The 23909-nt window shown below is 44.5% G+C and carries 19 protein-coding genes and 3 pseudogenes; 7 read left to right on the top strand and 15 right to left on the bottom strand.

Features of this window, described 5'->3' with window-relative positions; translation table 11 throughout:
* The first annotated feature begins 864 nt into the window (after positions 1–864).
* Positions 865–2220 (top strand): ATP-binding protein, encoded by a 1356-nt coding sequence (locus tag QUB20_RS23425; protein WP_333249742.1) that lies wholly within the window; start codon positions 865–867, stop codon positions 2218–2220.
* Positions 2221–2329: 109 nt separating this feature from the next.
* Positions 2330–3706: an ATP-binding protein gene (locus tag QUB20_RS23420; protein ID WP_333249744.1), complete on the top strand. Its 1377-nt coding sequence runs from the start codon at positions 2330–2332 to the stop codon at positions 3704–3706.
* 129 nt (positions 3707–3835) lie between these two features.
* Here QUB20_RS23420 and QUB20_RS23415 read toward each other — a convergent pair whose 3' ends face one another.
* Positions 3836–4615, bottom strand: a complete 780-nt coding sequence (locus tag QUB20_RS23415; RefSeq protein WP_333249746.1) for an ion transporter — start codon at positions 4613–4615, stop codon at positions 3836–3838.
* Between the two features lie 46 nt (positions 4616–4661).
* Between QUB20_RS23415 and QUB20_RS23410 the strand changes: the two genes are divergently transcribed.
* Positions 4662–6383 carry a TerD family protein gene (locus tag QUB20_RS23410; protein WP_333249748.1) on the top strand — a complete coding sequence of 574 codons (1722 nt, stop codon included), beginning with the start codon at positions 4662–4664 and terminating at the stop codon, positions 6381–6383.
* A 277-nt stretch (positions 6384–6660) separates the two neighbouring features.
* Positions 6661–7182, top strand: coding sequence for a hypothetical protein (locus QUB20_RS23405; RefSeq protein WP_333249750.1), 522 nt, complete (start codon positions 6661–6663; stop codon positions 7180–7182).
* Positions 7183–7242: 60 nt separating this feature from the next.
* Here the strand turns inward: QUB20_RS23405 and QUB20_RS23400 are convergent.
* Positions 7243–7863, bottom strand: a pseudogene (locus QUB20_RS23400) (DUF4276 family protein).
* Positions 7857–9056 (bottom strand): AAA family ATPase, encoded by a 1200-nt coding sequence (locus tag QUB20_RS23395; protein WP_333249752.1) that lies wholly within the window; start codon positions 9054–9056, stop codon positions 7857–7859. The pseudogene QUB20_RS23400 and the gene QUB20_RS23395 overlap by 7 nt, the downstream one beginning before the upstream one ends.
* Before the next feature lie 223 nt (positions 9057–9279).
* On the opposite strand from QUB20_RS23395, the gene QUB20_RS23390 reads away from it, so the two are divergent.
* On the top strand, positions 9280–9624 hold the full coding sequence (locus QUB20_RS23390; protein ID WP_333239357.1) for an NAD(P)H-quinone oxidoreductase subunit M: 345 nt from the start codon (positions 9280–9282) through the stop codon (positions 9622–9624).
* A gap of 243 nt (positions 9625–9867) precedes the next feature.
* On the opposite strand, the gene QUB20_RS23385 is transcribed toward QUB20_RS23390, so the two are convergent.
* Positions 9868–10224, bottom strand: coding sequence for a hypothetical protein (locus QUB20_RS23385; protein ID WP_333199915.1), 357 nt, complete (start codon positions 10222–10224; stop codon positions 9868–9870).
* Positions 10225–11267: 1043 nt separating this feature from the next.
* On the opposite strand from QUB20_RS23385, the gene QUB20_RS23380 reads away from it, so the two are divergent.
* Positions 11268–13577, top strand: a complete 2310-nt coding sequence (locus QUB20_RS23380; protein ID WP_333249755.1) for a protein phosphatase 2C domain-containing protein — start codon at positions 11268–11270, stop codon at positions 13575–13577.
* 162 nt (positions 13578–13739) lie between these two features.
* Complete coding sequence (locus tag QUB20_RS23375) at positions 13740–14462, top strand: glycosyltransferase family 25 protein (RefSeq protein ID WP_333249758.1); 723 nt, start codon at positions 13740–13742, stop codon at positions 14460–14462.
* Between the two features lie 249 nt (positions 14463–14711).
* On the opposite strand, the gene QUB20_RS23370 is transcribed toward QUB20_RS23375, so the two are convergent.
* The 11 genes and pseudogenes from QUB20_RS23370 to QUB20_RS23320 all read right to left on the bottom strand — a co-directional run.
* Positions 14712–15407, bottom strand: coding sequence for an LPS assembly lipoprotein LptE (locus QUB20_RS23370; protein WP_333249760.1), 696 nt, complete (start codon positions 15405–15407; stop codon positions 14712–14714).
* Positions 15408–15481: 74 nt separating this feature from the next.
* Positions 15482–15733 (bottom strand): zinc ribbon domain-containing protein, encoded by a 252-nt coding sequence (locus tag QUB20_RS23365; protein WP_333249762.1) that lies wholly within the window; start codon positions 15731–15733, stop codon positions 15482–15484.
* Complete coding sequence (locus QUB20_RS23360) at positions 15705–16697, bottom strand: transposase (protein ID WP_333249764.1); 993 nt, start codon at positions 16695–16697, stop codon at positions 15705–15707. The genes QUB20_RS23365 and QUB20_RS23360 overlap by 29 nt, the downstream gene beginning before the upstream one ends.
* A 262-nt stretch (positions 16698–16959) precedes the next feature.
* Positions 16960–17325 (bottom strand): DUF1823 family protein, encoded by a 366-nt coding sequence (locus QUB20_RS23355; RefSeq protein WP_333055081.1) that lies wholly within the window; start codon positions 17323–17325, stop codon positions 16960–16962.
* 159 nt (positions 17326–17484) lie between these two features.
* A complete protein-coding gene (gene gap / locus QUB20_RS23350) occupies positions 17485–18516 on the bottom strand; it encodes a type I glyceraldehyde-3-phosphate dehydrogenase (RefSeq protein WP_333249766.1) in 1032 nt (343 codons plus the stop codon).
* 681 nt (positions 18517–19197) lie between these two features.
* Complete coding sequence (locus QUB20_RS23345) at positions 19198–19506, bottom strand: P-II family nitrogen regulator (RefSeq protein ID WP_333291683.1); 309 nt, start codon at positions 19504–19506, stop codon at positions 19198–19200.
* 4 nt (positions 19507–19510) lie between these two features.
* On the bottom strand, positions 19511–20482 hold the full coding sequence (locus QUB20_RS23340; RefSeq protein WP_333239347.1) for a sodium-dependent bicarbonate transport family permease: 972 nt from the start codon (positions 20480–20482) through the stop codon (positions 19511–19513).
* A 203-nt stretch (positions 20483–20685) separates the two neighbouring features.
* Positions 20686–21420 (bottom strand): glutathione peroxidase, encoded by a 735-nt coding sequence (locus QUB20_RS23335; RefSeq protein ID WP_333249769.1) that lies wholly within the window; start codon positions 21418–21420, stop codon positions 20686–20688.
* A gap of 252 nt (positions 21421–21672) precedes the next feature.
* A pseudogene (locus QUB20_RS23330) lies at positions 21673–22920 on the bottom strand (ISL3 family transposase).
* Between the two features lie 229 nt (positions 22921–23149).
* Positions 23150–23416 carry a hypothetical protein gene (locus QUB20_RS23325; RefSeq protein ID WP_333249771.1) on the bottom strand — a complete coding sequence of 89 codons (267 nt, stop codon included), beginning with the start codon at positions 23414–23416 and terminating at the stop codon, positions 23150–23152.
* 216 nt (positions 23417–23632) lie between these two features.
* Positions 23633–23794 (bottom strand): annotated as a pseudogene (locus QUB20_RS23320) (lecithin retinol acyltransferase family protein); the annotation flags it as partial.
* Positions 23795–23909: the final 115 nt, after the last annotated feature.

Below are 23909 nucleotides of genomic sequence, written 5' to 3'. Positions count from 1 at the left end.
CGCCCGTCCTTTTTGGACGGGCGGGACGCCCATCCCACAATAACAATTAAAATTGTAAGTTATTTAATTCGCGATCCGAGATAACTAAAGCCTTCTATCGGTTACATTCGGTTACATCTCACATCTTGCAGCAATATCAATAAGAGGATTTTTCGTGGGGTCAGGCGGGTTTATAGAACCTATTTGCAAGCTTTAAGGCTGTTGGCGAGCCCGCCCCTAGGGCTAATTGAGAATGGTGCAAGATATCAGTTACATCTCACATCTTGCACCATTCTCGCTTAACAGGCTTTCGGGCCTGTTCTGTCAAAGAGTGAATTTTCTTGTGGAACAGGCCGAAAAGCCTGTTCATAAAAAGCTTGTTGAAAATGGTGCAACATCTCAGTTACATCCGAAGAAAGCGAATCCGTTGCCGAACTTCCTTTGGGCTGGGCCCTAGTCTTGACAGTTGCAGCCTCAAGCCCCTTGGACGATGGCTAATCCGGGCCCTCGAACCCTTGAAGGATGCCCGTATATTCACTGATAACCCGCTCGCAGTTCTCCAATTCCCTTCGATAACTGGAAAAATGGTATAATTTATCACAATAATTAGTTATAAATATTAAAAATTTTCCGAAAACACCCGATCGCAGGTATATCATGGTAAAAAGTTTAAAGCGCCTACTCCGTAAGTTCCACAAAAGCTTCGATCGTTTAATATTGACTTAGAAACAAAATCTTTAGCAGATAATGCTACTGCGATCGGGTTTTCCCATCGGGTGCTGTTGTAATTTGACAAATTAGCAACTACCCGCTACCAATTACCCGTTATGAATTAATAGCAACTTAAGTTGTTCATGAATACAATTTTTAACAGGGGTTCCATCTATGTTTGCTGTGCGTGAGACTAGCTCGGAGTTATCAGTGTTGCATATACCTGAAATTTGTACTTGGAACATCTCCTTAGAATCAACTCTCCTAGACCTGCCACTTTACAACTGCCAAATTGAATTAACTCAACAGGCAAAAGAAGTAGCCCAGGCTTTTGAAGGAAATTCCATGCTTCCCGGCGTCATTTTGACCGATCGGGGTAATTTTGTAGGCATAATATCCAGGCGTCTATTTTTTGAAAAAGTTAACTGCCGCTACGGAGTAGAAATGTTTTTCAAGCGGCCAATAGAGGTACTGTACAAGTTTGCCAAGCCAGAGGAACTCGTACTTCCCGCCAGTAAATTAATAGTAGAAGCCGCCCAGGAATGTCTTTACCGATCAGCAGAATTAATTTACGAACCCGTAGTAGTGGAAATAGCCCCCCAGACCTACAAGCTGTTAGACGTACACCAATTAATGGTCGCTCAATCAAGAATTCACCAATTAACAAATAAGTTACTCCACAAACAAACCCAAGCCAAACTCATCCAAACCGAAAAAATGGCGAGTTTGGGCAGGATTGTAGCAGAAGTAGCCCACGAAATCAGAAATCCGCTGAACTGTATTTGGGGAAATTTAACTTTTCTGCTGTCCTATTTTGAAAACTTGCTACAGCTAATGTCGGTTTATGAAGAAGAATATTCGGCACCCTGTCCCCGAATTGATGCCCTTAAAAAAGAAATTGAATTTGATTTTTTACAAGAAGATTTGCCGATCACCTTAGAAGGGATGGAGTTGGGAGCCTCGCAATTGCTAAAAATAGTTAACGGGCTGCACCACTTCTCTCACATGGACGAGACAAAACCAGCCGAGACAGACATTCACGAATGCGTGGAGATGACGCTGTTAATTTTGAAAAACCGCTTTAAAAACAGCATAGAAGTGGTTAAAAATTACGGCGAACTGCCGCTAGTTAGCGGCTACTCCGGACAGTTGAGTCAGGTGTTTTTGAATTTGTTAGTTAATGCTCTAGACGCCCTGACAGAGTACGCAGCCGATCGAGAAATACACACCCCGTGCGGGGACAACTGGCAGCCCCAAATCGAAATTACCACTAAAGTTATAGAAACCGAACTCGGCAAGCGGGTGGCAATTTGCATTGCCGATAACGGGCCCGGCATTGCCCCAGAAAATCACCAGCAGATATTTGACACCTTTTTTACCACTAAACCAGCAGGCAAAGGCAGCGGTATGGGGCTGGCTATCTGCCATCAAATCGTCACAGAAAAGCACGGGGGCCAACTCAAATTGCGATCGCAACCAGGAAAGAATACTGAATTTGAAATTCTCCTGCCTATAGTTGGCACAACATGATCAACTCCAGAATATTCTGGGTTGTTCGCTCAGAAAAGTGAAATGATAGGGTAGCTTAGTAGTAGGTTCTCATTTCAATTTCCCAGCGTTTCGGCAACTAAAAGTTCCAGTGGCAAATAAATTCAGTTCCAAACTCCTTGGCCCTTCACTCTCCGAAGGCAGCCATCAAGACCTTTCCCTAGAGTCTACACTCTGGGATTTGCCCCTGTATGAATTTCAGGTTAAATCGAGCTGCTTAGCCGTGGCAGTTGCCGAAATGTTTGAACAGTATCCCCTAGTGCCGGGGGTCGTCTTGATGGAAGCAGGAGAGTTTGCTGGCATGATATCCCGCAGGCAACTGCTGGAATATTTGCTCAAACCCCAAGGCCCAGAGCTATTTTTGCACCTGCCACTAAAAGTTCTCTACAGTTACGCTCGCGTCGAAATATTATTGGTGGCAGAGAGTACAACCATTTTGGCAGCAGCCCCACAAGCTCTGCGTCGATCGCCCGAATTGCAGTCAGAACCAATCGTCGTCCAAATAGACTCCCAATCTTATCGCCTCTTAGACCCTCACGCGCTAAACATCGCCTACTGGCAAATTCGCGGCATCGAAACTCAAGTCCGCTACGAAAGAGCCCAAACTCAAATGATTCAAAGCGAAAAAATGGCTAGTTTAGGGCGTTTAGTCAACGGAGTAGCCCACGAAATTTTAGATCCCGTAGGCTTTATTTGGGGGAATTTAACCTACGTCAGCGACTACAGCAAAAACTTGATGGAATTGCTCTCAGTTTACGACGCATACTGTACTGATCCCCCGCCGGAAATAGCACGGCTCAAGGAAGAGATCGACTATGACTTTTTGCAAAACGATTTCCTCCGAACTGTTGCCAGCATTAAATCGGGAGCCGAACGTTTGAGCAAGTTGGCAACCAGTTTGCAAAACTTCTGCCACATCGACGATATTTATCCCAAACCCACCGACTTGCACGCCAATATAGACAGCATACTTTTGCTGCTCAAAAGTCGTTTGACTAGGGAAATCCAAGTAGTGAAAAACTACGGCTACCTGCCACCAGTGCCGTGCTATGCAGGACAGCTAAATCAAGTATTTATGAATATCTTGACCAATGCTATTCATACCTTAATTAATGAAGCAGTAGGTCAAGAATTGGCGAAAGAGTTCAAAGGTGGAGGACTCAGAGAGTGCGATCGCCAGCCTAAAATTGAAATCACAACTCAAGTCTGCTGTCCCGAACCTGCGCCGGATTTAGACAAACTTCATGTTCGCTGGGTTTCGATTTGCATAGCAGATAACGGGCCCGGAATGTCACCTAGCAAGTACAAAAAAATCATAGAATCATTCTCTACGGAAAAACGCGCCCTCAAAGAAACCAGTTTAGCCGTTAGCTATCAAATAGTGACCGGCAAACACGGCGGTGCGTTCAGAATGCGATCGGAGTTAGGCAGGGGCACTGAATTTGAAATTTTGTTACCCTTGGCTTAAAGAAGGAAAGCACTACACGGATTTTGACACGGATACACGGATGAATTATCTAGGGTGAGGCAGTAGTCAACAGTCAACAGTCAACAGTCAACAGTCAACAGTCAACAGTCAACAGTCAACAGTCAACAGTCAACCATTATCTAATTGACTGCCGCACATTTTACAAAATCTAGCATTAGCATCGTGTACAGACCAACCGCAACCTTGACAAACAGCTTTTCCGTGATTAGCACTTTTAACTAAGTGTTTAATCAAATCCCCCAATTGCCAAGGAATCAGAGCAATTCCCGTCAAAATCATCAAAATAGTCAGAAAACGACCGGATTCCGAAATCGGAGTAACATCGCCAAATCCCACCGTGGTCATGGTGACAACCGAGAAATAAACAGCATCCAAAAAAGTTCCAAAACTTTCGGGATTTGCCGGATGTTCGACTTGATAAATCAAACCAGAATAAACAAAAATTATTGCCAGCAAAGTAAACAAAATCCGAGCAAAAATCACGCCATCTTCGCTGCTGATGCGGAAAATAGAAATTTTCAAGTCCAGAAAACGGATGAGTCTGAGAATTCTAAACCAGCGGAAAATGCGGATAAAACTGACGTTGACAAATCCTAGTAAAAATGGTAATATTGCCAGCAAATCAATAATTGAAAAAAAACTAAAAATAAATTTAACTCGATTTTCGGCACACCATAGTCGCAATAAATACTCAAACACAAAAACAACTAAAAGCGCTGTATCGAGAGTTTGCAAATTAATTCTAACAGTTTCAGAAATCGGGTAAGTTTCGGCGATGAAGCTGGTCGAAGATAGGAGAATTAGTCCGGTAAGAGTTAAATTGACGGTTCTGCCAATTGGGGTTTCGATGTCTTCGAGATAAAATCCAATTTGCGATCGGGTTAGCATAGATGAGATAATTAATATTATTTATGAGGTAAGGGAATTATCGCACATGAGTATCGAATTAACTAAGGGTGAAAGGTTCAATCTTTCTAAAGAAACTCCTAATTTCAGTAAAATTGCGATCGCCCTGGGGTGGCAAGTCAGCCAGACAGCACAAAACTGCGACATTGACGCATCTGTTTTTATGTTAGCGGCGGACGGTCGGATTCCTGATGAAAAGTATTTTGTATTTTACAACAATCTGACATCGCCGGACGGTGCGGTGCGACATTCGGGAGACAACAGGAATGGACAAATAGACGGAGATGATGAGACGGTTTATGTGGATTTGAGTAAAATCAATTCGGCGATTCAGGAAATTGTGTTTGTGGTGACTCTTCACGAGGGACAGGAAAAGAATCAAAGTTTTAGTCAAGTTACAAATGCTTTTATCCGGCTTTACAATTCAGAGAATCTTAGCGAATTGATTCGGTACAATTTAAATCAGATTTTTTCCCAAGAGACGGCTTTAGAATTTGGACGCTTGTATAAGAAGAATGGCGAATGGAGGTTTCAGGCGGTAGGACAGGGATATAATGCTGGGTTGCAAAGTTTTGTAGATAAGTATTATGTTGAGAATGCGGTTGAGAAAAGCTCGACTGCTGGTGAGAAGGTTGATGATGCTGAGGTTGTGAGGCGGTTTAGCGATCGGGTGGATCGGTTATTGCGCGAAGAGGCAGTTAATGAGATGCCCCCAGTGTCTAGCAAAGTGGCCGGAGAGTCTGCGGCTAATCCTGTGAATGCTAAGCTTGACGATCGAGAACTAGCTATCAGCACTGAGGAATTTTGGAAGCAATATAACGCGGGTGAAAGAGACTTTACTGGCTGCAACCTATTCGGATTAGATTTGAGTGGAAAAATTTTGGTAGATGATGTCATCTTGTATCAAGCAAATTTGACAGAAGCAAACTTCACTGGTGCTACTTTAAAAAAATTCAATCTATGTGGAGCTAATCTGCAAAGGTCAAATTTAAGCTCAACAAATCTGCAACAAGCCGATCTGATTGAAGCTAAATTAATCAATGCAAACCTAACTAAGGCAAAATTGGAGTATGCAAAACTGATTCAAGCGAATTTCGGTCAAGCCATATTAAGCGATGCAAACTTCACAGGAGCAAACCTGACTGGGGCAAATCTCAGCGGAGCAAACTTAACAGGGGCAAATTTTACGGCTGCTAACCTCACTGCCGCCACTCTAAATAGTGCTAACCTAACTCAGGCAATTCTAAATAGTGCTAATTTGGCAGAAGCAGATTTAAGTCAGGCAAATCTCAATAAAGCAAGTCTAGCTGGGGCTAATTTAACAGGCGTTAAATTGACAGGTGTATGTTTTGCGGGAGTAGACTTGAAGAACGTTAACTTGAATGTTGCTAACCTCACAGGTGTAAGTTTTGTTGGAGCTAACTTGAAGAGAGCTAACCTCAGAGGTCTTGACCTGAGAAGTGTTAATCTTATGGGGATAAGTTTGGTTGGGGTAAACCTCGATGGCGTCAACTTCAGTGGGCAAAATTTAAGCGGCTTCAATCTCTGCGGAACTAGCTTGATCGGCGTCAATTTGAGTGAAGCAAATCTAACTTCAGCAGACTTGCGCGGAGCAAATTTGATGATGGCAAACTTGGAGAAAGCTAACCTGAAGGAGGCTAAACTTGCTGGAGCAAACTTAACAGGAGCAAAGATGGAAAAGGCAAAACTCGCAGGTGCAATTATGCCAGATGGCACAATTCACGAATAAATTCGATCGCACATATTAAACAGCAACGTGGGCAATGTATTGGTGTGAATTTAACCGAAAGTCCACCAGGGAATGAATTCCCTGGCTAATAGCTTAAGTCCTCTGAAGAGGACTAATGAGTTCTTCAGTCCTCTTCAGAGGACTTTTGCTATGAGGCAGGGAATTCATTCCCTGCCGGACTGAGGGAAATAGCGTTAAATTGATACCAATAGTGGGGTGTGCATCGCCCTAGAAATAGATTATGATTAGTATTAAAGATCAAATACATAGATTTTCCATGAATGAATCTGACACAGAAATTATAGAATCCGCCCTCAGATGGATGACCGAGTTTGTCGAGTTACCGCATCCAGTTTTCAGCGATTTACCGATTTGTCCCTTCGCTAAAAAGGCACGCTTGGCTAATCAAATTTTATTCAAAATCGAGCGGTTTTCAGCGCTGACTGAGTTCGATCGCGATTCTGCCATCATGAAATCAATTTATGAATTTTACAATTCGGAATTTGAAATCATGGTAGTAATTAATCCCGAAAAAACTGCAATTAGTGCGCCAGAAACTAAAGAACTGATAGACAAATTGAATAATCAGATTTCAGAGTTGGGCTTGCTGGCTTTTCACATCCATCCCGAAGAAGATTTTAATATTGACGGGCTTCATACTCGGAGAATGCCCTATCCGGGCTTCACTGTTCAAGTAAATTCTAAGCTGAAGCCAGCTTCCGATTTTTTAGAGAAAACAGAATATTACAAAAATTGGACTGCCGAACAACTAAAAAATTTCGGGATTCCGAGAAATTGACGATCGCCCGCCCTCCCTTTCTCCCTGTCTTGCTTCGCGCCCTTGGCTACTTTCATCGCTTCAATCCTCCATGAGTTTGATGAGAGTTGTAAAAATACGATCGCACTCTGAAGAAGCCTTGCGAACCTTGTCAACATCCAACATTTCTAACAGCTTGGAAGCGTGCTGTATCTTTTGATATTCGCCTTTCGATTTTGTGTCGCGGCTAGCTGCTTTCAGACTTCGTTCTAACAAATCCTTTTCAATCGTCTCTACATTGATATTTTTAGGAATCTCATTTTGTTTAAATCCCTGTCCGTAAAATCTTTTTAAAGTATCAATATCAGCTATCAACCAAGCTTCCATCGCTTACACCATGAGATAGCAATGAGTGTCATCAACCCCAGGCGAATCCCAGTTATCCCTCCACTTCAAATGCTCCCAAGGCGACTGCTTTACAACAGGTGCTTCTGAGTCAACTAAAAGGATGATAAAAGCATTTGGGTGATCGGTCAAAGCATTCTTGAAATCCCTAAAAGCATTATTCCGGGAACCGCAAACAGTGATATTCCACTTGATTTGCTTGCTGCGGGCAACCTGCACAATTTCTTTGAAAAAAATGCTAAATCCTCCTCGAAGTAATTGCTTTGTATTCTTGCCCTCGCCGCCGCCTTCGATGTAAATGCGAATTTCTTTTACCATCGGTTGCCCCCGATTTCTCCCATCCGCCAAAGGTCTCCCAAAGTGTAATTCTCAAGCCATTTTTTCAGTCGTTCGGGATCGAGACGGTTCAGGTGACTTCCTCTATCATCCCGATCGCATATTAACACTGACTCAGGACTCAGCGCCGACACTAAAGCATCGGAATGAGTTGTCACAATCAATTGTGTGCGCTGTGACGCTTCGATCAACATTTCAGCAACTGCAGGCAGAATGTCGGGATGCAAGCCAATCTCCGGTTCTTCAATACAAATAAGTGGCGGGGGAGTTGGATCTAGAAGTAAAGCTATTAAGAATAAATAACGCAGCGTACCGTCTGATAAACGAGTTGCGGGTATTGGCTGAATTAATCCTGTTTCGCGGATGAATATCTGGACAGTACCGCCATAAATCTTGATACTCAGTTCTTCGGCTGCATCGTAGAACAGTTGTAATTTTTCAATAATCAGCCTACTTCCTAATTGATACTGTAAGTTATTTAAAACCAGTCCTAAGTTGCCACCATCTTCTAGGAGGGGATGTTCTGGCAAGTCAGTTTGCTGAGCCTTTCTAGATACTGAATCTCTCCCTGTCTGCCAGTTACGATATAAACCAATGTCGGCCAATTTATTTCCCAGATATGATAGTTCGGGATATAGTTCTGGATCTTTTCTTTGAGATAAGATAGATTGATCGGGAATGATATCTTCTCGCCGCAGATTCCGCAGCTTTCTTGTTTGCTGCTCGTTGTCCTCTATAACATTGATAACAGGGCGAGCCCGATCGTTATAACGGTAATAGAAAAATGGCTGGCTTTCAAAACTATGGCGGGGTTCCATATCTTCTATAGCTTCGTCCACTACTTCAAGTCTCTGACCGACTGCGGTAAAACTAATCTGATAGCGCAGTGGCATCGTTCGTTCTGGGTAATCTAAAATAGCCTCTATTTTTGCTGTGGCAGTACCTTTTTCACCTTTCCACAGAAAATCGCTGATACCACCTCCTTGACGAATCGGAGCAGGTAAGTCGGTAGGTGTTGCCTTCAACACTCCCATCGCTTCAATGAAGTTAGATTTGCCGGATGCGTTAGTACCGATCAATACATTCAGGGGTTGCAGTTCAATTTTTTCCCCCTCACTTCCATAGGAAAGGAAGTTTTGCAGTTGCAGGGAGTGAATAAATCTTTTGCCTTCCACCTTGTCCTCCTATGCCAATTCTGAATTATTATACTTTACGAAAGCTTTCGTTTTTAGTCTTGAATTAAGTAGGTCTCAAAACTACCGATTCCCAGTCTTTGCCTTGAAGTCGGAAGGGGAGTGAGATATCCCGATCGATCCCACAACAGGCGACCTACTCTCCTCCAACGGTCTGTGACCCATTACAATTAATTCAGCAAAAAATCTTTACACATAAGAACTCATGCAGCTTAAGTCAACAACCCGCCATATTCGCATATACACCGCCATCCTCGAAGATAACGAACTCGTACCCAGCAACGACCTTTTGACCCTCGACATTGACCCAGATAACGAACTTAACTGGAACGACGAGTCAGTCAAACAGGTATATGCCAAATTCGACCAACTCGTAGACGCCTACGAGGGCGAAGATTTGACCGAGTACAACCTCCGCCGCATCGGTTCGGAGTTGGAACACTTGGTACGATCGTTCCTCCAAAAAGGCCAAATCAGCTACAACCTCAACAGCCGCGCTGTTAACTACAGCATGGGATTGCCTCAAGTGGATGCCAAAATTCACCTGTAAGGGCGATCCTCTTCGAGGGCTTCGCTAACGGGCGATCGGCATTTATGTCAACTTAAGATTGAAACCCATAATAAATGTCGCTTGTAGCTGAGTTTCGATCCCCCCTACTCCTCTTAATCACGGGAGTACCGCAGGGCGGTTTCATTTTCTTGTAGGGGTAGCACTACCCCTACAAAATTCATGTTTTTGGTGAGAATGAAACCGCCCTGGGAGTACGGGGGGTTTAAAGCTGAAAATCTGCTTTTATTCTTCTTCCTGCTTGTTTCTGACTCCTGACTCCTGACTCCCGGCTTCTTCCTTCTTCTGACTTCGATCGGACTTCTCCCCCGCCTCCCCAGCATCAACCGGAGAATTGGGAACGCGATCGCGTTCCAAAAACTGTTTAACTGCAAGTTGGCGGTTGCTCATAAACTGACCCCAAGCGCCGGGAAACATCCCATCCAAGGTTTCCACCAGCGCCCAAACCTCAAGATTCATCACTTTGTAATAGAAACTGTGAGAATGTTGAATGCTAGTGAGTATTTCGTCTATTTCAACAGCAGGCAGCCGCTTCGGATCGGGCAAATTCTTGGAAAAGGCGCTGGGTTCATGTGGGGCCATGGTTAAATACTCAACAGCTTGCAGAGGCCGGTCAGTCGATTTTAGATTTTAGATTTTAGATTTTAGATTGATTCCACAGATGAATCTGGGGGCTTGAACTAAATATCTAATTTTTTTGGCTTTCCACGACTCCTGTCGGGGGCTTGCGTCCATCAGTCGATTTTAGATTTTAGATTTTAGATTTTAGATTGATTCCACAGATGAATCTGGGGGCTGGAACTAATATCTAATTTTTTTGGCTTTCCCCGACTCCTGTCGGGGGCTTGCGTCCATCAGTCGATTTGAGATTTGAGATTTGAGATTTTAGATTGACTCCACAGATGAATCTGGGGGCTGGAACTAATATCTAATTTTTTTGCTGTCCCCGATTCCTGTCGGGGGCTGGCATCCGTCAGTCGATTTTAGATTTTAGATTTGAGATTGACTCGACAGATGAATCTGCGGGCTTGTATCCGTCTTTGGGTAGGGTTAAATTTAACTTCTGTTGCGAAACTAGGGTGCGAGGCACAGATGACCCTTCGCGAGAAAACCGACAATTGATATTTATTTATATCTGTCGGCTCAGGTGATTTCTACCTAGCTGCATCATACCATTAGAGTTAGTCTAAAATCTCAATTCCCTTGAGTGCTGCGATTTCTTCGGAAATTGCCGCTATCATGAATATGCTGAAAACAGCGTGATTTCCAGCCGATGACTGGGGTGTCGCGCGATCGTCTAACCCTGAAAGCTCATAGTAAGATTCATCCGGCAGTCAACAAAATGGTAAACTGTTCGTGTCAGTACAAGACATTAAAACCTACCCCTGGACTGGGGGAAAGTCACGCCTAAAACATTGTAAGGAGATATCGCTACGCACACAACAGTGCAAACGTGGTGAGCCAGGGAACCTGAAAAATCAGGATATTAGGACTGCGAAGTCTTAAGAATCTCCGTCTGTTGAGAAAGCGGGGGTGTCAAATAATCGCCACGTATCAACCCGTCGAGGTTCAATCGCTAAAATAGTTCAGATCAGCACGCTTGCCCAAAGGCGTCAGGAACCCTTATGCAAAACTCTGTGGCAAAACACTACTTATGGGCTTTAGGTGAAGGGATCAAAGGGTGTAAGCCAGGCGATCTGATCGCTGGTCGCTACTTGGTCAAGCGCGATCGACTTCTTGTCGATACTCAACCCGAACACTTGCCGGAACTGCCCGATGAGATTCCGAGTGTTGTCACTCCTTATCTGAGACTGTTTGCCTATCAGTTGCACGTACCTCAAGTATACGGCCTGGTATCGTCCAAGATGAGCAAGCTATCGGGAGATATCTGGCTACTGGAAAACGTGCCTATTTTGAAGGTGACGGAATCTTTAATGCCGGAATTGGCGGACTCCTGGAAAGGAGCTGCAGCGATGCGCCAGCTCAATTGGCTGTGGCAAATGGCCAAGTTGTGGCAGCCTTGTATCGCTCAGGGCGTGGCTTCGACGCTGCTGACTCCCGAACTGCTACGGGTAGAAGGGCAATTGGTGCGGTTTCTGGAATTGCAGCCCGATCGCAAACAGCCTCATTTGTCCCAGTTGGGCAAATTGTGGCAGCAGTGGCTCGAAGATGCTCACCCAACTATTGCCAATTTTTTGAGGCAACTTTGCCAGCAAATGGTTGCCGGTCAAGTGCGCCACGGCGAACAACTGATGAGCCAGTTGGATAAAGCTTTGGCAAAGTGCGGCCGATTTTACGATCGTCACGTTGAAATTGCCACGGGCACGGATGTAGGCAGATCCCGCGCTCACAACGAAGATGCTTGCTATCCGCCCAGCGGTACGCTGTTGGCAGGAAGCCCGGGTGCGGAAGCTTGCGCGATCGTCTGCGACGGTATCGGTGGACAAGACGGGGGCGAAGTCGCTTCGGAAGAAGCAATTGGTGTGCTGCGCGAAAAGTTGCAGCAAATGCCCCTACATCAAGCTAATTGGGACCCGTTGAGCCTGACTTCCAAGCTGGAACGGGCAGCTTGTGCTGCTAACGACAAGATAGCCAGTCGCAACGACAGCGAACACCGCCAAGGCCGCCAGCGGATGGGAACTACGCTAGTTATGGGTTTAGCCCACATTCACGAGCTTTACGTCGCCCACGTCGGAGACAGTCGGGCTTACTGGATTACCCGCACTGGCTGCTATCAACTTACTCTCGATGATAATGTGGCTTGCCGCGAGGTGCGTTTGGGCTACTCTCTCTACCGGGATGCTTTGGAACAAGTCGCCGCCGGAGCTCTGATTCAAGCTTTGGGGATTACTTCGTCCAACACTTTGCACCCGACTGTGCAGCGTTTTCCAGTGGATGAAGACTGCGTTTTGCTGCTGTGTTCCGACGGTTTGAGTGATAAAGACCGGGTTGAGGAATGTTGGGAAGCGGAGATTTTGCCAATTCTCGACGGTAGCATTAGTTTGGCTAAGGCGCGCGATCGACTGATTGAGATTGCTAATACTAGAAACGGTCACGATAACGTCACTGTTGCTTTAATTCACTGTCAAGCACATTTGAGGGAAGACGGCAATACTTTTACAGAACTGTCTGTCGCACCTTTAGATACGCCGATCGAACTAATTTCCGACAGCGAGGATTTGCCAACGGATTTGAATGGGCCCACAAGCCTTGGCAATGGGAATTCTGAAGGAAAAACGCAGTTGTTACAGCGGGAAAAAAGCAAAAGTTTATTTTCGCTGCTGCTGAAAATTTTATTTTTATTAGGCTTGGGGGGTGTATTTGCTTATTTTTTCATCCCTCCGGTGGGTCGCGCGATCGATACTGCCGGGGAGTCGATTTTCGGGAAACGCGGTTTAATTAAAGCTGGAAAGACGCCGGAGAAAACAGTTGAATCTGTAGCTTCTCCGGTCAAATCTTTAGAAACCGGCTCGTTTATAGAGATTAAAAGTTCTGCGGCTGGGGAATTGGGAAAAGAGGGCGATCGCTTGGATTTGCGAGGCGCAATCGGTGAGTTGACTGTCAAAGGAACAGTCCCCGCCGGCAGCGTTTTGCAGGTGACAAACAAACAGCTTACGCCTCAAGGCAATTGGCTGGAATTGAAAGTTTGTTCGATTCCTGAAATAGTGCGATCGAACTCTCCCAAACCCGAGTCAAATAAAGATTTTTCTACAGTTTCAAAACCGACACTGAATCCATCTCCCGCTGTGGCAACTCCCTCGCCTTCCCCGCCAGTTAAGCCAACAGTTGAAGTAGAAAGCGCCAACCTGCAACCGGGAGAAATTGGATGGATTCAAGAACAAGCTGCTGTTGATAAGGTACTCTCCAACCCAGCCCCCAACCTTAATCAACAGGGAAAATGCGTTAATTCTGACTCAACTCCCAATGCTAATTAAACTGTTAATGCTAGCTCCGACCTAGGTAATTTGAGTAAGTTTAGGAAAATGGAAGATGCAGCTTGCTAAAAATATAATAGTTTAAGGCAGACACAGAGATCAAATAAAATTTGAGGCCGCTCAAGCCGAAGATTCATCAACTTCTTGATTCCCGATCAAACTATGACGAAAATTACAGACTATTTCCAGGGAGTTTATGCGGTAAATCTCCCTGAAAGGAAAGACCGACGGCAACTCATAGTCAAGGAATTAGAGAAAGCAGGAATGCCCCTCACGCCCCATAAGGTTCAGATATTTCCCGCAATCCGCCCCGACGAAGCTGGAGGTTTCCCCAGCATTGGGGCGAGGGGATGCTTTTACAGTCATTTAGCTATCCTCAAGCAGGCAAAAGACAAGCGGTTTAGCAATATTTTGATTGTAGAAGACGACCTAGAAATTTCAGCAAAGTTCAGAACAGACCAAGCTGTTATCCTCGAACAACTCTGTCAGCAAGATTGGGATTTCGTCTACTTCGGACACGTCGAAGAGGTTGAACAAAAGTCTCCTGTCGCCCTCGTACCCTTTTCTGAGGGGCTGATGACCGCTCATTTTTACGCTGTAAATGGCAGGATTTTCGATCGCCTCCTGCGGTTTCTGGAAGAACTGCAACAGCGACCTCCGGGACATCCCGACGGCGGCCCGATGCACCTCGACGGAGCTTATTCTACTTTCCGATCTCAAAATCCCGATGTTGTCACCTTGATTGCTTCTCCAAACCTGGGGTGGCAAAGGAGTTCCCGTAGTGACATCACTCCTAAGTGGTTTGACCGTGTACCTGGGTTGAGTCGATTGGTAGGTGCAGGAAGAACCAGCAAAACAAGGCTGAAGCGTTGGCTTTCTAGTTAATTGAATTCGATTTTAAAATCCTTCGCTTATCTCAAATCTGTTAGCACAATCGCCCGGAAAATAATTAATACCAAATCCGGGTTTATTACTCCCTTTATCAAGGCGGCGGTTGAAACTTTTTGGCCTCAAACTCTACAAATAAAGTCTGCCGGAGTTTACGCGACACGACGTAGCCTCGGACAGACAAGCGAGATCGAGGGGATATTTAAGCCGGATTTGGTATCAGCATATTTGATATGATGCTTGATTCTAACCTAATTTGTTAGATACTTCTGCCAGTTTAGTCACCATTTGGGAGACGGCTTTGTCAACTGCCTCGCTCAAAAGTGAGTCTTCATTGCTATTGCTGGAATTGCCGCCAATACCCCTAACGGAAATATTAGAAGCGCTTTGATCTGCTTCTCCTACTGCTTTGGCAGTGGCAAGAATATCTCCCGAAGCTGTACCGATTAACCGCACATCTATTTGAACGGTAGCTTTGGTTTTTTGTGAACCGGCGCCGATTCCCATGAAACTGCCGCCGCCGGATTGTTTGTCGATATTAAACTTGGTAATGGTGCCGATGAGCACGGCGTCAACTCCTAATTGTTTGCCAATTTCGGCTGCTGTCCCGGCATCCATCGCGCCGCTGCGATTTTGCTGTTTGAGCACTTGTTCGAGTTTGCTGCGATCGACTACTGTATAAGTGCCGTTGTTGACGAGTTCGTTGATTAACAGTTCGCTGATGCCTTTGGCGGCGCCGACTCCCCTGTAGGAAGTGTAATAGCTGTTGGTGGGGCCGTAGTCGAAGTCCATGACGACGAGGCGCTTTTTGGCAGTTGCTTGGGCGAGTTGGGTTGCTGGTTGGGTGCTGGCTGGTGTGGCGATCGCACTTAATGAAACGCCTGCTAGCATTAGGGTAGCGAGGGAAATGCTGGTTAAGCGAGATATGGTGGTTCTTTTCATAAAGCTTACCTCACAGTTGTTTTGTGCCGACTCTAGAATACTTTACGGAACAGCCCGATTTGACATACCCCTGCCTAAAGGCGAGGGGATTCTTGATTCGCAGGGATTCCAATGAATTTACCCTCGGCAAGCATCTTGACCGTATGCCCTACGGCTGCAAGTCCTCTAATTAGAACTACTTGAGCGGCTGCAACATCTCTGTCCGTTGTATAGCCACAGTTCGAGCATGAATGAGTACGCTCATCAAGCTGTTTTTTTCCTGTTTCTGCTAGACAATTGGGGCAAATTTGACTCGTTTTATGAGCACTTACCTTCTGAAAGTACACGCCATATTTCAAACAAGTTTGCTCGCTTGATTGTGAAGAATTGACCCCAGCTTGCGTCTAAGCAGTGTTTCCCTAGCATCGCCCTAGACAGCCCAATCAGATTCAGATCCTCAACGAAAATCATTCCCACGTTTTGGCAGATTTGATGAGATAATTTACGATGCCAATCTTTCCGACTGTTAGCAACGTATTCATGCAGTTTGGCGACTTTCTTTTGAGCTTTACGCCAATTGTTAGAACCTAGTTTTTTACGACAGACACGTTGTTGCAGCAATTTAAGCTTGCGTTCTGCGTCTTTAAAAAATCTTTGGCGCTTGACTAAAAGACCGTTAGAAGTTGCTAGAAAATTAGTTAGTCCCACATCAATTCCGATACCTTCACCGTGGGGCATTAGAGTGGGTACTGAAACGTCCCATTGTAGGGCTAACATCACGTACCAACCGCTAACCCTACGGACTATCCTTGCTTGCTTAATCGTTGCACCATCAGGGATAGGACGTGATTGATGAAACTTAACCAAACCAATTTTAGGGAGCTTCACCGCTTGATTTTGGACAGGGTTAACCCCCAATTGCGGGAATACAAACGATCGCATTGTTCCTGCTTTCTTAAAGCGGGGGAAACCGTGTTTTTGTTCCCACATACTCACAAACGCTTTTTCAAGCCTTTTGAGTGTTTGCTGTAGGACGTGTACTTGGACGGCTGCCAAAGTGGGTATGTTTGCCCTAGCCGTAGTTAAACTTTTGCACTGGCTTGCATAAGTTGGTCGTTTTGTTTCGGCCCGAATGATGAACTCAGATCGGATAGAGCAAGCGTTAATTCGACAACTACGAGACTCAAACCAATGTTTACGCAGGGCCAATGCGTAGTTGTATACGCGACGGCATTGTTCTAGCCAATCTTCAAAGATTGCTATTTGTCCTGCCGTTGGTTTGAGTTTGAATTCGTAGACTAAATGAAACATTTGCTCTATCCTCCTACCTGATTATATCACAACCATGAGCGAACGTAGGAACGCTTTTTCAAGAAGTCTAATTAAAGCCGTCCTAAAAGGACTGGGCACAGCACCCAAATTTTCGGTCAGGGTTGGGGGTGAGGAGGTTGGAATTGGCGGGTTTTAGTGTTTTTTGACTTTCAACAGGCTTAATTTTTGTTAATGAACCGCAGAGGACGCAGAGGACACAGACTAAAGGTGGCAAGAACCGCACAGCCATCCAAAATTCCTCTTACACCCCAGATTCCATAAAACCCATCAACCAATTAGCCATCGTCGCCCTGCGAGTCTGTCGGGGCCCGAATTCCCCAATTTTATAGCCTTTAAAGCCTAATTTTTCCTTCAGCAACTGCTTGTTTTCTGGAGGGGTCGATCGAGTCAATTTCACTGTCGCCGGCCTAGAATCGATAAAATCCGGCGGTTCCGGGTACTCTTGCCGCCACTCGGCTGCAACACCTGCACTGTTCCACTTGCCAGTCTCGGCATCCCAGCGGTAGCCCAGATACTGCCAAACTAATCGGTTGACAGCAGCATCGTCGATTTCTTCGTTGAGAATAGCCCAAATAGTTTCGTTATTCAGCGGTGGTAATTCAGACATGAGCGCGATCGAATCGGAAATAAAAAAAGTTTAACTCACATTAGATAACATTATCAGGAACGGGCTCTCCGGCCCGTTCCACAAAAAATCCTAGGAATTTGTTTGTGGGGAGTAGGGGTTGGGCACGGGAACCCCGCCCAAAATGCCACCCCAAAAAAATTAATTATTCAAAATTCCGTCTTTCTCTGCCATAGAAAGCATTAAGTCAATTACGCGGCTAGAATAACCCCACTCGTTGTCGTACCAGGAAACAACTTTAAAAAACTTAGAATTCAGTTCAATTCCCGCACCTGCATCGAAAATGCTCGATCGCGCGTCGCCCTGAAAATCTGTCGAAACTACCGCATCCTCAGTATATCCAAGAATGCCTTTGAGTTCGCCCTCCGAAGCTTTTTTCATTGCCTCGCAAATTTCTTTATAGCTAGTTTCCTTCGCTGTTTTGAAAGTAAGGTCAACTACAGACACGTCGGGAGTTGGCACCCGCAAAGCCATTCCCGTCAATTTTCCTTTCAATTCTGGCAACACCAAAGTAACAGCTTTCGCTGCACCGGTCGAAGATGGAATAATATTTTGAGCCGCACCGCGTCCTCCCCGCCAATCTTTTTGGCTGGGCCCGTCTACAGTTGGTTGAGTAGCTGTCATTGCGTGAACTGTCGTCATTAAACCTTCTTCCAATCCGAAGTTATCGTTAATAACTTTGGCAATTGGTGCTAAACAATTCGTCGTACAGCTAGCATTAGAAACAACCGTATCTTTTGTCGGGTCAAATTTGTGGTGGTTGACGCCTACTAGAAAAGTTGGAACTTTTTCCGGGTCTTTTGTCGGTGCTGAAAGTATTACTCGTTTTGCTCCCGCTGTCAAGTGTTTTGATGCGCCTTCAAAATCTGTAAACAATCCGGTAGATTCTACAACATAATCTGCGCCGGATTTACCCCAGGGCAATTCGGCAGGATTTCTAATCGCTGTACAGGGGATAAAATTTCCGTCAACGACAATCCCGTCTGGTTTGCTTTCAACTTCGCCGTCGTAAATGCCGTGGGTGGAGTCGTATTTGAAAAGATAAGCCAGGTTTTCTGGCGAAACTAAGTCGTTAATGCCGACAAATTCGATGTTGGGGTTTTTGATGCCGGCACGCATGACTAGCCGTCCGATGCGACCAAATCCGTTGATGCCGACTTTTAATGCAGCCATGTTTAAACTCCTATTGAAAATATCGTTAGTCGATCGGGCGTTAGCGTTAGCTTTCGCGATCCGAAGGAAAGCCCGCCTTTACGGGGGCTACGCCAACGAAGAGGATCGCCTGTTGTGGCTTAGAATTTACCACGCTAACGGATTTTTGCAACTGATTCTTTTCTATCTCTTAAGAATTCTGAATTCGGCCCCGGCTGGGAAGGGCAATTAATCCTGAAAAGACCGCTGACTAATGGCTAATGGCTGATTTTTGTCAACTTGTAAAAGTGCTATAATAGACAGAAAATATTTTCAAAATTGCATTTTTAAAATCAGCCTAAAGTAATAATAAAAAACTTATCCAAAAGGAGAAACGGATTAGCATTCTCACTAATGGCGATTGTCGGAACCAAAGCCTAGGATTAAAGTCGCAGATACGCGTAAGGACACAGCACTGCCGTGTCCATACACCTATGGCGTACAATCTATAGCAATCCTTGCAGGAGTCGTAATTTTTTTACCCCACCCCAACCCTCCCCGAACTCGCAGGGAGGGAGTAAGAAATTCACAAATGATGCGAGGATTGCTATATGTGTAGCTCAATTTTTCCGAAGTGGTATGAGCACTAATGACTAATGACTAATGACTAATGACTAATGACTAATGACTAATGACTAATGACTAATGACTAATAACTAATGACTACCCAACGCACCTAGTAATTAGCAATTCCACCGCATCTGAAATAAAACACGACCCACCAAATTTATTGAGTACGGGTCTAATGTTTTCTGCAACTGCTGAAACTTGAGCTGGTGAACAAAAAGCAAGCACATAAATGTTATCCAGCGCCGTCATTGATGAATCACGGGAAACGTGATCCCTAGTGCTTTTTCCAGCGACATCACGAATCACCGCATAATCGGGTACGCCAGCTTTGTCTAAACCATCTAAAATCTTGCCTAGTTCTACTGAGTGGGCTATGATTTCTACTCTTTTGACTGACTCCATCATCTCACCTCCAAAACATATTGATTCCGTATAGATACAGGGGAATGCCTACAATGATATTAAATGGAAATGTCACTGCTAAGGCCGTTGAAATGTAAAGACTTGGATTCGCTTCGGGAACAGTTAGGCGCATGGCTGCTGGTACTGCTATATAAGAGGCACTCGCGCACAATACGGCAAACAGCAAAGTGTCTCCCTGCGGCATTCCGATTAATTTGGCTATCACCAAAGCAATTACTGCGTTGACTATGGGAATTAGGATTGCAAAGCCGATTAGAAAAACTCCTGCTTCTTGCAAATCTTTAATTCTGCTAGCCGCAACCAGCCCCATGTCTAGCAAGAAAAAAGTCAGAACTCCGTAAAACAAGTCTTGAGTAAACGGACTCATAACTTCCCAACCATGTTCTCCTGTCAGTACGCCCATAATTAGGCTGCCAATCAGCAGAAAAACAGAACTGTTTAGGAAGGCTTCTTGCAACACTTCTGGCCAAACTATTTCGCGTTTTCCTTCTTCCCCGCCAAATACACTGACTAGAATCAGACCGACTATAATTGCTGGGGATTCCATTAATGCTAGCGCGGCTACCATGTAACCGTCAAAGTCGATGCCCTGTGCTGTGAGGAAGGAGGTTGCGGTGATAAATGTGACGGCGCTGATGGAACCGTAGGTGGCTGCGATCGCTGCGGCATTGTAAGAGTCGAGTTTTATCCTCAGTATGAAAAAAGTATAAATTGGTACTAGCATTGACATCAGCATCGCTGCCAAAATTGTCAGGGCAACTTGCTGGTCAATGCCGCTTTTGGACAGTTCGACGCCGCCTTTAAATCCGATCGCAAACAGCAGATACAGCGAAAACAGTTTGGGGATGGGGGCTGGAATTTCTAAATCAGATTTGAGAAAAATTGCCAGCATTCCCATGAAAAAAGCTAATATTGGGGGATTTAAGATATTTGACGATACTAAACTCAAATCCACGATCGGTCACTCCCATTTCTTGCGTTTTTAATATGACTTCCCCAGTAATTGTTGCACGAGAATGGATCAATAGACCGATCGAACTTTTGACACCGAAGCTTGCTGAGGCTAAATACCCCCAAATACGGCAAAGGTGCACAGTACGCACCGTACAATGAGTAAGGCGTGCACTGTGCACCGGCTGGCTAAGTATTTGTGTTTAACTAAGCAACACCCAAATAAGACTCTAGGGCTTCGGAACCACCGATCAACTTGCCGTCGATAAATACTTGCGGCACAGTTGTAGCCCCAGTCATAGCCCGGAGCGATCGGGTTGTGATATCCCGACCCAAGACGATTTCTTCATAATCCAAGCCATGTTTACTCAGCATTCCCTTAGCCTTAGCGCAGAAGGGACAGCCCATTTTTGTAAACAGCGAAACTACCTTCGGCTTGGCTGCTGCGGAGTTGATGTAGTTGAGCATCGTCTCGGCATCGGACACTTTGAAAGGGTCGCCCGGTTCCTCTGGCTCAATAAACATTTTTTCCACCACGCCATCTTTTACCAGCATCGAATAACGCCAAGACCGCTTCCCAAAACCTAAATCTGTTTTGTCTACCAGCATTCCCATGCCTTGAGTAAACTCGCCGTTACCGTCGGGAATTAACGTCACATTGTCTGCTTCTTGGTCTTTTGCCCACTCGTTCATCACAAAGGTGTCATTGACGGAAATGCAAACGATTTCATCTACGCCGTTTTCTTTAAAAACTTTCGCCAATTCGTTGTAACCGGGGAGGTGCGTTGACGAACAAGTGGGAGTAAAAGCTCCCGGCAGCGAGAACACTACTACGGTTTTACCTGCAAATATATCATCGGTGGTGACATCCACCCACTCGTTGTCTTTGCGAGTGCGAAAGGTGACTTTGGGTACTCTTTGACCTTCTTGGTTCGTCAGCATGATTTTAAATTCTTAGGTACTTGGGTTCAATTCCTTTGCTTATTATAGCGTACTCATAACGAGTATGACTTGTCAAGGGGAGGCGAGTTTTTTTTCTCGGACTTGGGCGCGCGCGCGAGTTCAGTTCATTGTCTTTGCGACAGCTAGCAGATTTAAAACTTGCTGTTTAAGTAAGTCGGCAATTCTGTCTCCATTCCTTTGCTGCTGCTAACGGGTGAGGATTTTTGGCTCTTCATTAGCTAGTATGCTAAACTAACAATCAAACTGCCAAGTAAGCAAACATCTAACTCGGAAGTTTTCAAAGTTTCTAAATCCGTAAGCCGAACGTTTAATCAACTTGAGTTTATTGTTGATGCCTTCGACAACACCACTGGTAGTCTTATAATCGAAGTAAGCAATAATCTCATCTAGCCAACGAATAATAGTGTTCTGACTATCGGTAAAATATTTTTTAGCTCTTGACAACCATCTTCCCACTTGCCACAAACCGACTAACCAATTATTAGCCCGATCGAAAATTCTTCTAATTTCTTATTTTAATTCAAGCATAGTTTTGAGAGTAGAAGATACATCTTCAACTTGCATTAGTTTAGCTTTTTGCTCTTCATTTATATCTAATTGGTTCTTCAATAACACATATTTACTTTTCTTCAATGCTTCTAAAACTTTCTCCGGGTCTGCTTTTTCTTCTGACAATTCTGCTTTTTTAATTAAATCTTCTACCTGTCTCTTCTCTCCCTTCCTTTGGGCATCTAATTCCTTATTTATTTGTGCCATTACATGAAATCTGTCGGCGACCACCTGAGCATTTGGCATCAACTCTCTCACTACATTTCTGTAACTTTTCCACAAATCTATACTTACTTCTTCTATTTGCTCTAATACTTCTTTACCCCATCCGAGCATTACTTCCTTAATTTCTTCTTGTTTCCTTCCTGCCAATATCGCGATTAGCTTAGACTTCTCTAAATCTATTAATACTGCACAGTAATTTCCTTTTCCTTTAATTAGAGCTATTTCATCTATCCCTAATCTCTTCAACTCGCTAGGCTGGGCTTTTAAGTATTCTTTCGATGCGTCTTTTAACATCCTTTCTATTTCTTCTGTTGTCACGACCCCTTTTTTCGCTACGCTGTGGATATCATTCTCTAACACTTCTTGGATTATTGCTCTTGCTAGCCGTTTCGTATAGGTTCTTCTTTTTTTGACCAACTCCAACTCTTCACTAAATGGCTTGAGACATTTTTCACACTTAAACTGTCGTCGGTTGATTTCTAAAAATACGAACTTCTCTCCCCAAGGTAAATCTTTGACTAGGTATCTATGATTTTGATGTAATCTATGACTTTTTTTTCCACAACGTGGACAGTTACTTTCCTTACCGATTCCTTCCACCTGTAAAATTATTCCAATCCCTTCATACTGGCGATGTGAGATTACTTTTATTCCCTCTATATTCAACAGCTCTGTTAAAAACTTTATCTCCTTTTTCGTTCTCATGGCTGTTCAATCCACCTCACCCCTCTAGCTTTTGCTTATATTTAATAATAAATGAGCTTCCTCTGTCAACCCCGGTAATGACTCTCCCAGCTATTTTCCTAGCTTCATTTGTCTTTCTTTCCTGGCGCCAGCTATTCATTTAGCATATTAACTACTGAAGAGCAAAAAAAAGAGCGATCGCACCTCAATAATATAAGGGCGATCGCTCTTTCAGCAGCTAAATCAATTTTCACTCGCCTTGGAGTAGGTGATAAGCACCTAAACCAATTGCTATACCTAATACTGCGGGAGCCGCAACAGCAGCAGCAATGGCAACGCTACCACCAACCGTAGCAGCAGCAATACCTCCGCCAACACCTCCAATTGTTGATGCAACTTGTCCTGCTATTCTTCCATTTTTTCGTGCTTCACGTTCGCGTTCAGTCAAAGTTTCATCATCTTCAAGTATCTTGCCAACTATGAACTCAGCAGCTAATCCACTGACTATACCACCCACGCCTCCAATACCAGCAGCGGCTTTACCAGCTACAGCAGGGGCTTGCTTCAGCCCTACATTGATGAGAAATTTAGATATAGGGTTGGCAGCTTGAATAGCAGCTTCAGTTGCGATTTCAATTGCAACCTTGGTTCCTGAGCTAATAGCTACTCCTTGAAATAAACCAGTAACTCCACATTCAGCTTGTTCGACTTGTTCACTCTTATATTTTCCTGTTTTGCACCAATAAGCAAAATGCTCACAATTATTGCTGAAAAGGTCATATCCTTTTTCGCCTAACCTGCCCTCTGCTCGTCTGACTACTGAATCATCTGAATAACATTTTCCATACTCCTTTACATAAATTTTGTTTCCTGATGCAAACTCATTCTTAGAAATACGACAAATTATTCCACCTTGACGCTTTCCATAATGAATAATACCAATTTAATATGAAGCTGCATAGAATAAAGCTTCAAGAATGAAAGTGTAAGAAGATAGTGAACTGATTTCT

It is taken from the genome of Microcoleus sp. B4-C2, assembly GCF_036705265.1.
Lineage (GTDB): Bacteria > Cyanobacteriota > Cyanobacteriia > Cyanobacteriales > Microcoleaceae > Microcoleus.
The sequence above is the reverse complement of the archived record's forward strand: the minus strand, read 5'-3'. Positions and strand labels throughout refer to the sequence as shown.

Bases quoted from the DNA above. Each gene is read 5' to 3' on its own strand.
- QUB20_RS23360 (WP_333249764.1), bottom strand. From the start codon at position 16,697: ATGTTTCATTTAGTCTACGAATTCAAACTCAAACCAACGGCAGGACAA.
- QUB20_RS23335 (WP_333249769.1), bottom strand. From the start codon at position 21,420: ATGCTGACGAACCAAGAAGGTCAAAGAGTACCCAAAGTCACCTTTCGC.
- QUB20_RS23405 (WP_333249750.1), top strand. From the start codon at position 6,661: ATGAATGAATCTGACACAGAAATTATAGAATCCGCCCTCAGATGGATG.
- QUB20_RS23415 (WP_333249746.1), bottom strand. From the start codon at position 4,615: ATGCTAACCCGATCGCAAATTGGATTTTATCTCGAAGACATCGAAACC.
- QUB20_RS23410 (WP_333249748.1), top strand. From the start codon at position 4,662: ATGAGTATCGAATTAACTAAGGGTGAAAGGTTCAATCTTTCTAAAGAA.
- QUB20_RS23385 (WP_333199915.1), bottom strand. From the start codon at position 10,224: ATGGCCCCACATGAACCCAGCGCCTTTTCCAAGAATTTGCCCGATCCG.
- QUB20_RS23355 (WP_333055081.1), bottom strand. From the start codon at position 17,325: ATGTCTGAATTACCACCGCTGAATAACGAAACTATTTGGGCTATTCTC.
- QUB20_RS23345 (WP_333291683.1), bottom strand. From the start codon at position 19,506: ATGGAGTCAGTCAAAAGAGTAGAAATCATAGCCCACTCAGTAGAACTA.
- QUB20_RS23375 (WP_333249758.1), top strand. From the start codon at position 13,740: ATGACGAAAATTACAGACTATTTCCAGGGAGTTTATGCGGTAAATCTC.
- QUB20_RS23380 (WP_333249755.1), top strand. From the start codon at position 11,268: ATGCAAAACTCTGTGGCAAAACACTACTTATGGGCTTTAGGTGAAGGG.
- QUB20_RS23425 (WP_333249742.1), top strand. From the start codon at position 865: ATGTTTGCTGTGCGTGAGACTAGCTCGGAGTTATCAGTGTTGCATATA.
- gap (WP_333249766.1), bottom strand. From the start codon at position 18,516: ATGGCTGCATTAAAAGTCGGCATCAACGGATTTGGTCGCATCGGACGG.
- QUB20_RS23370 (WP_333249760.1), bottom strand. From the start codon at position 15,407: ATGAAAAGAACCACCATATCTCGCTTAACCAGCATTTCCCTCGCTACC.
- QUB20_RS23390 (WP_333239357.1), top strand. From the start codon at position 9,280: ATGCAGCTTAAGTCAACAACCCGCCATATTCGCATATACACCGCCATC.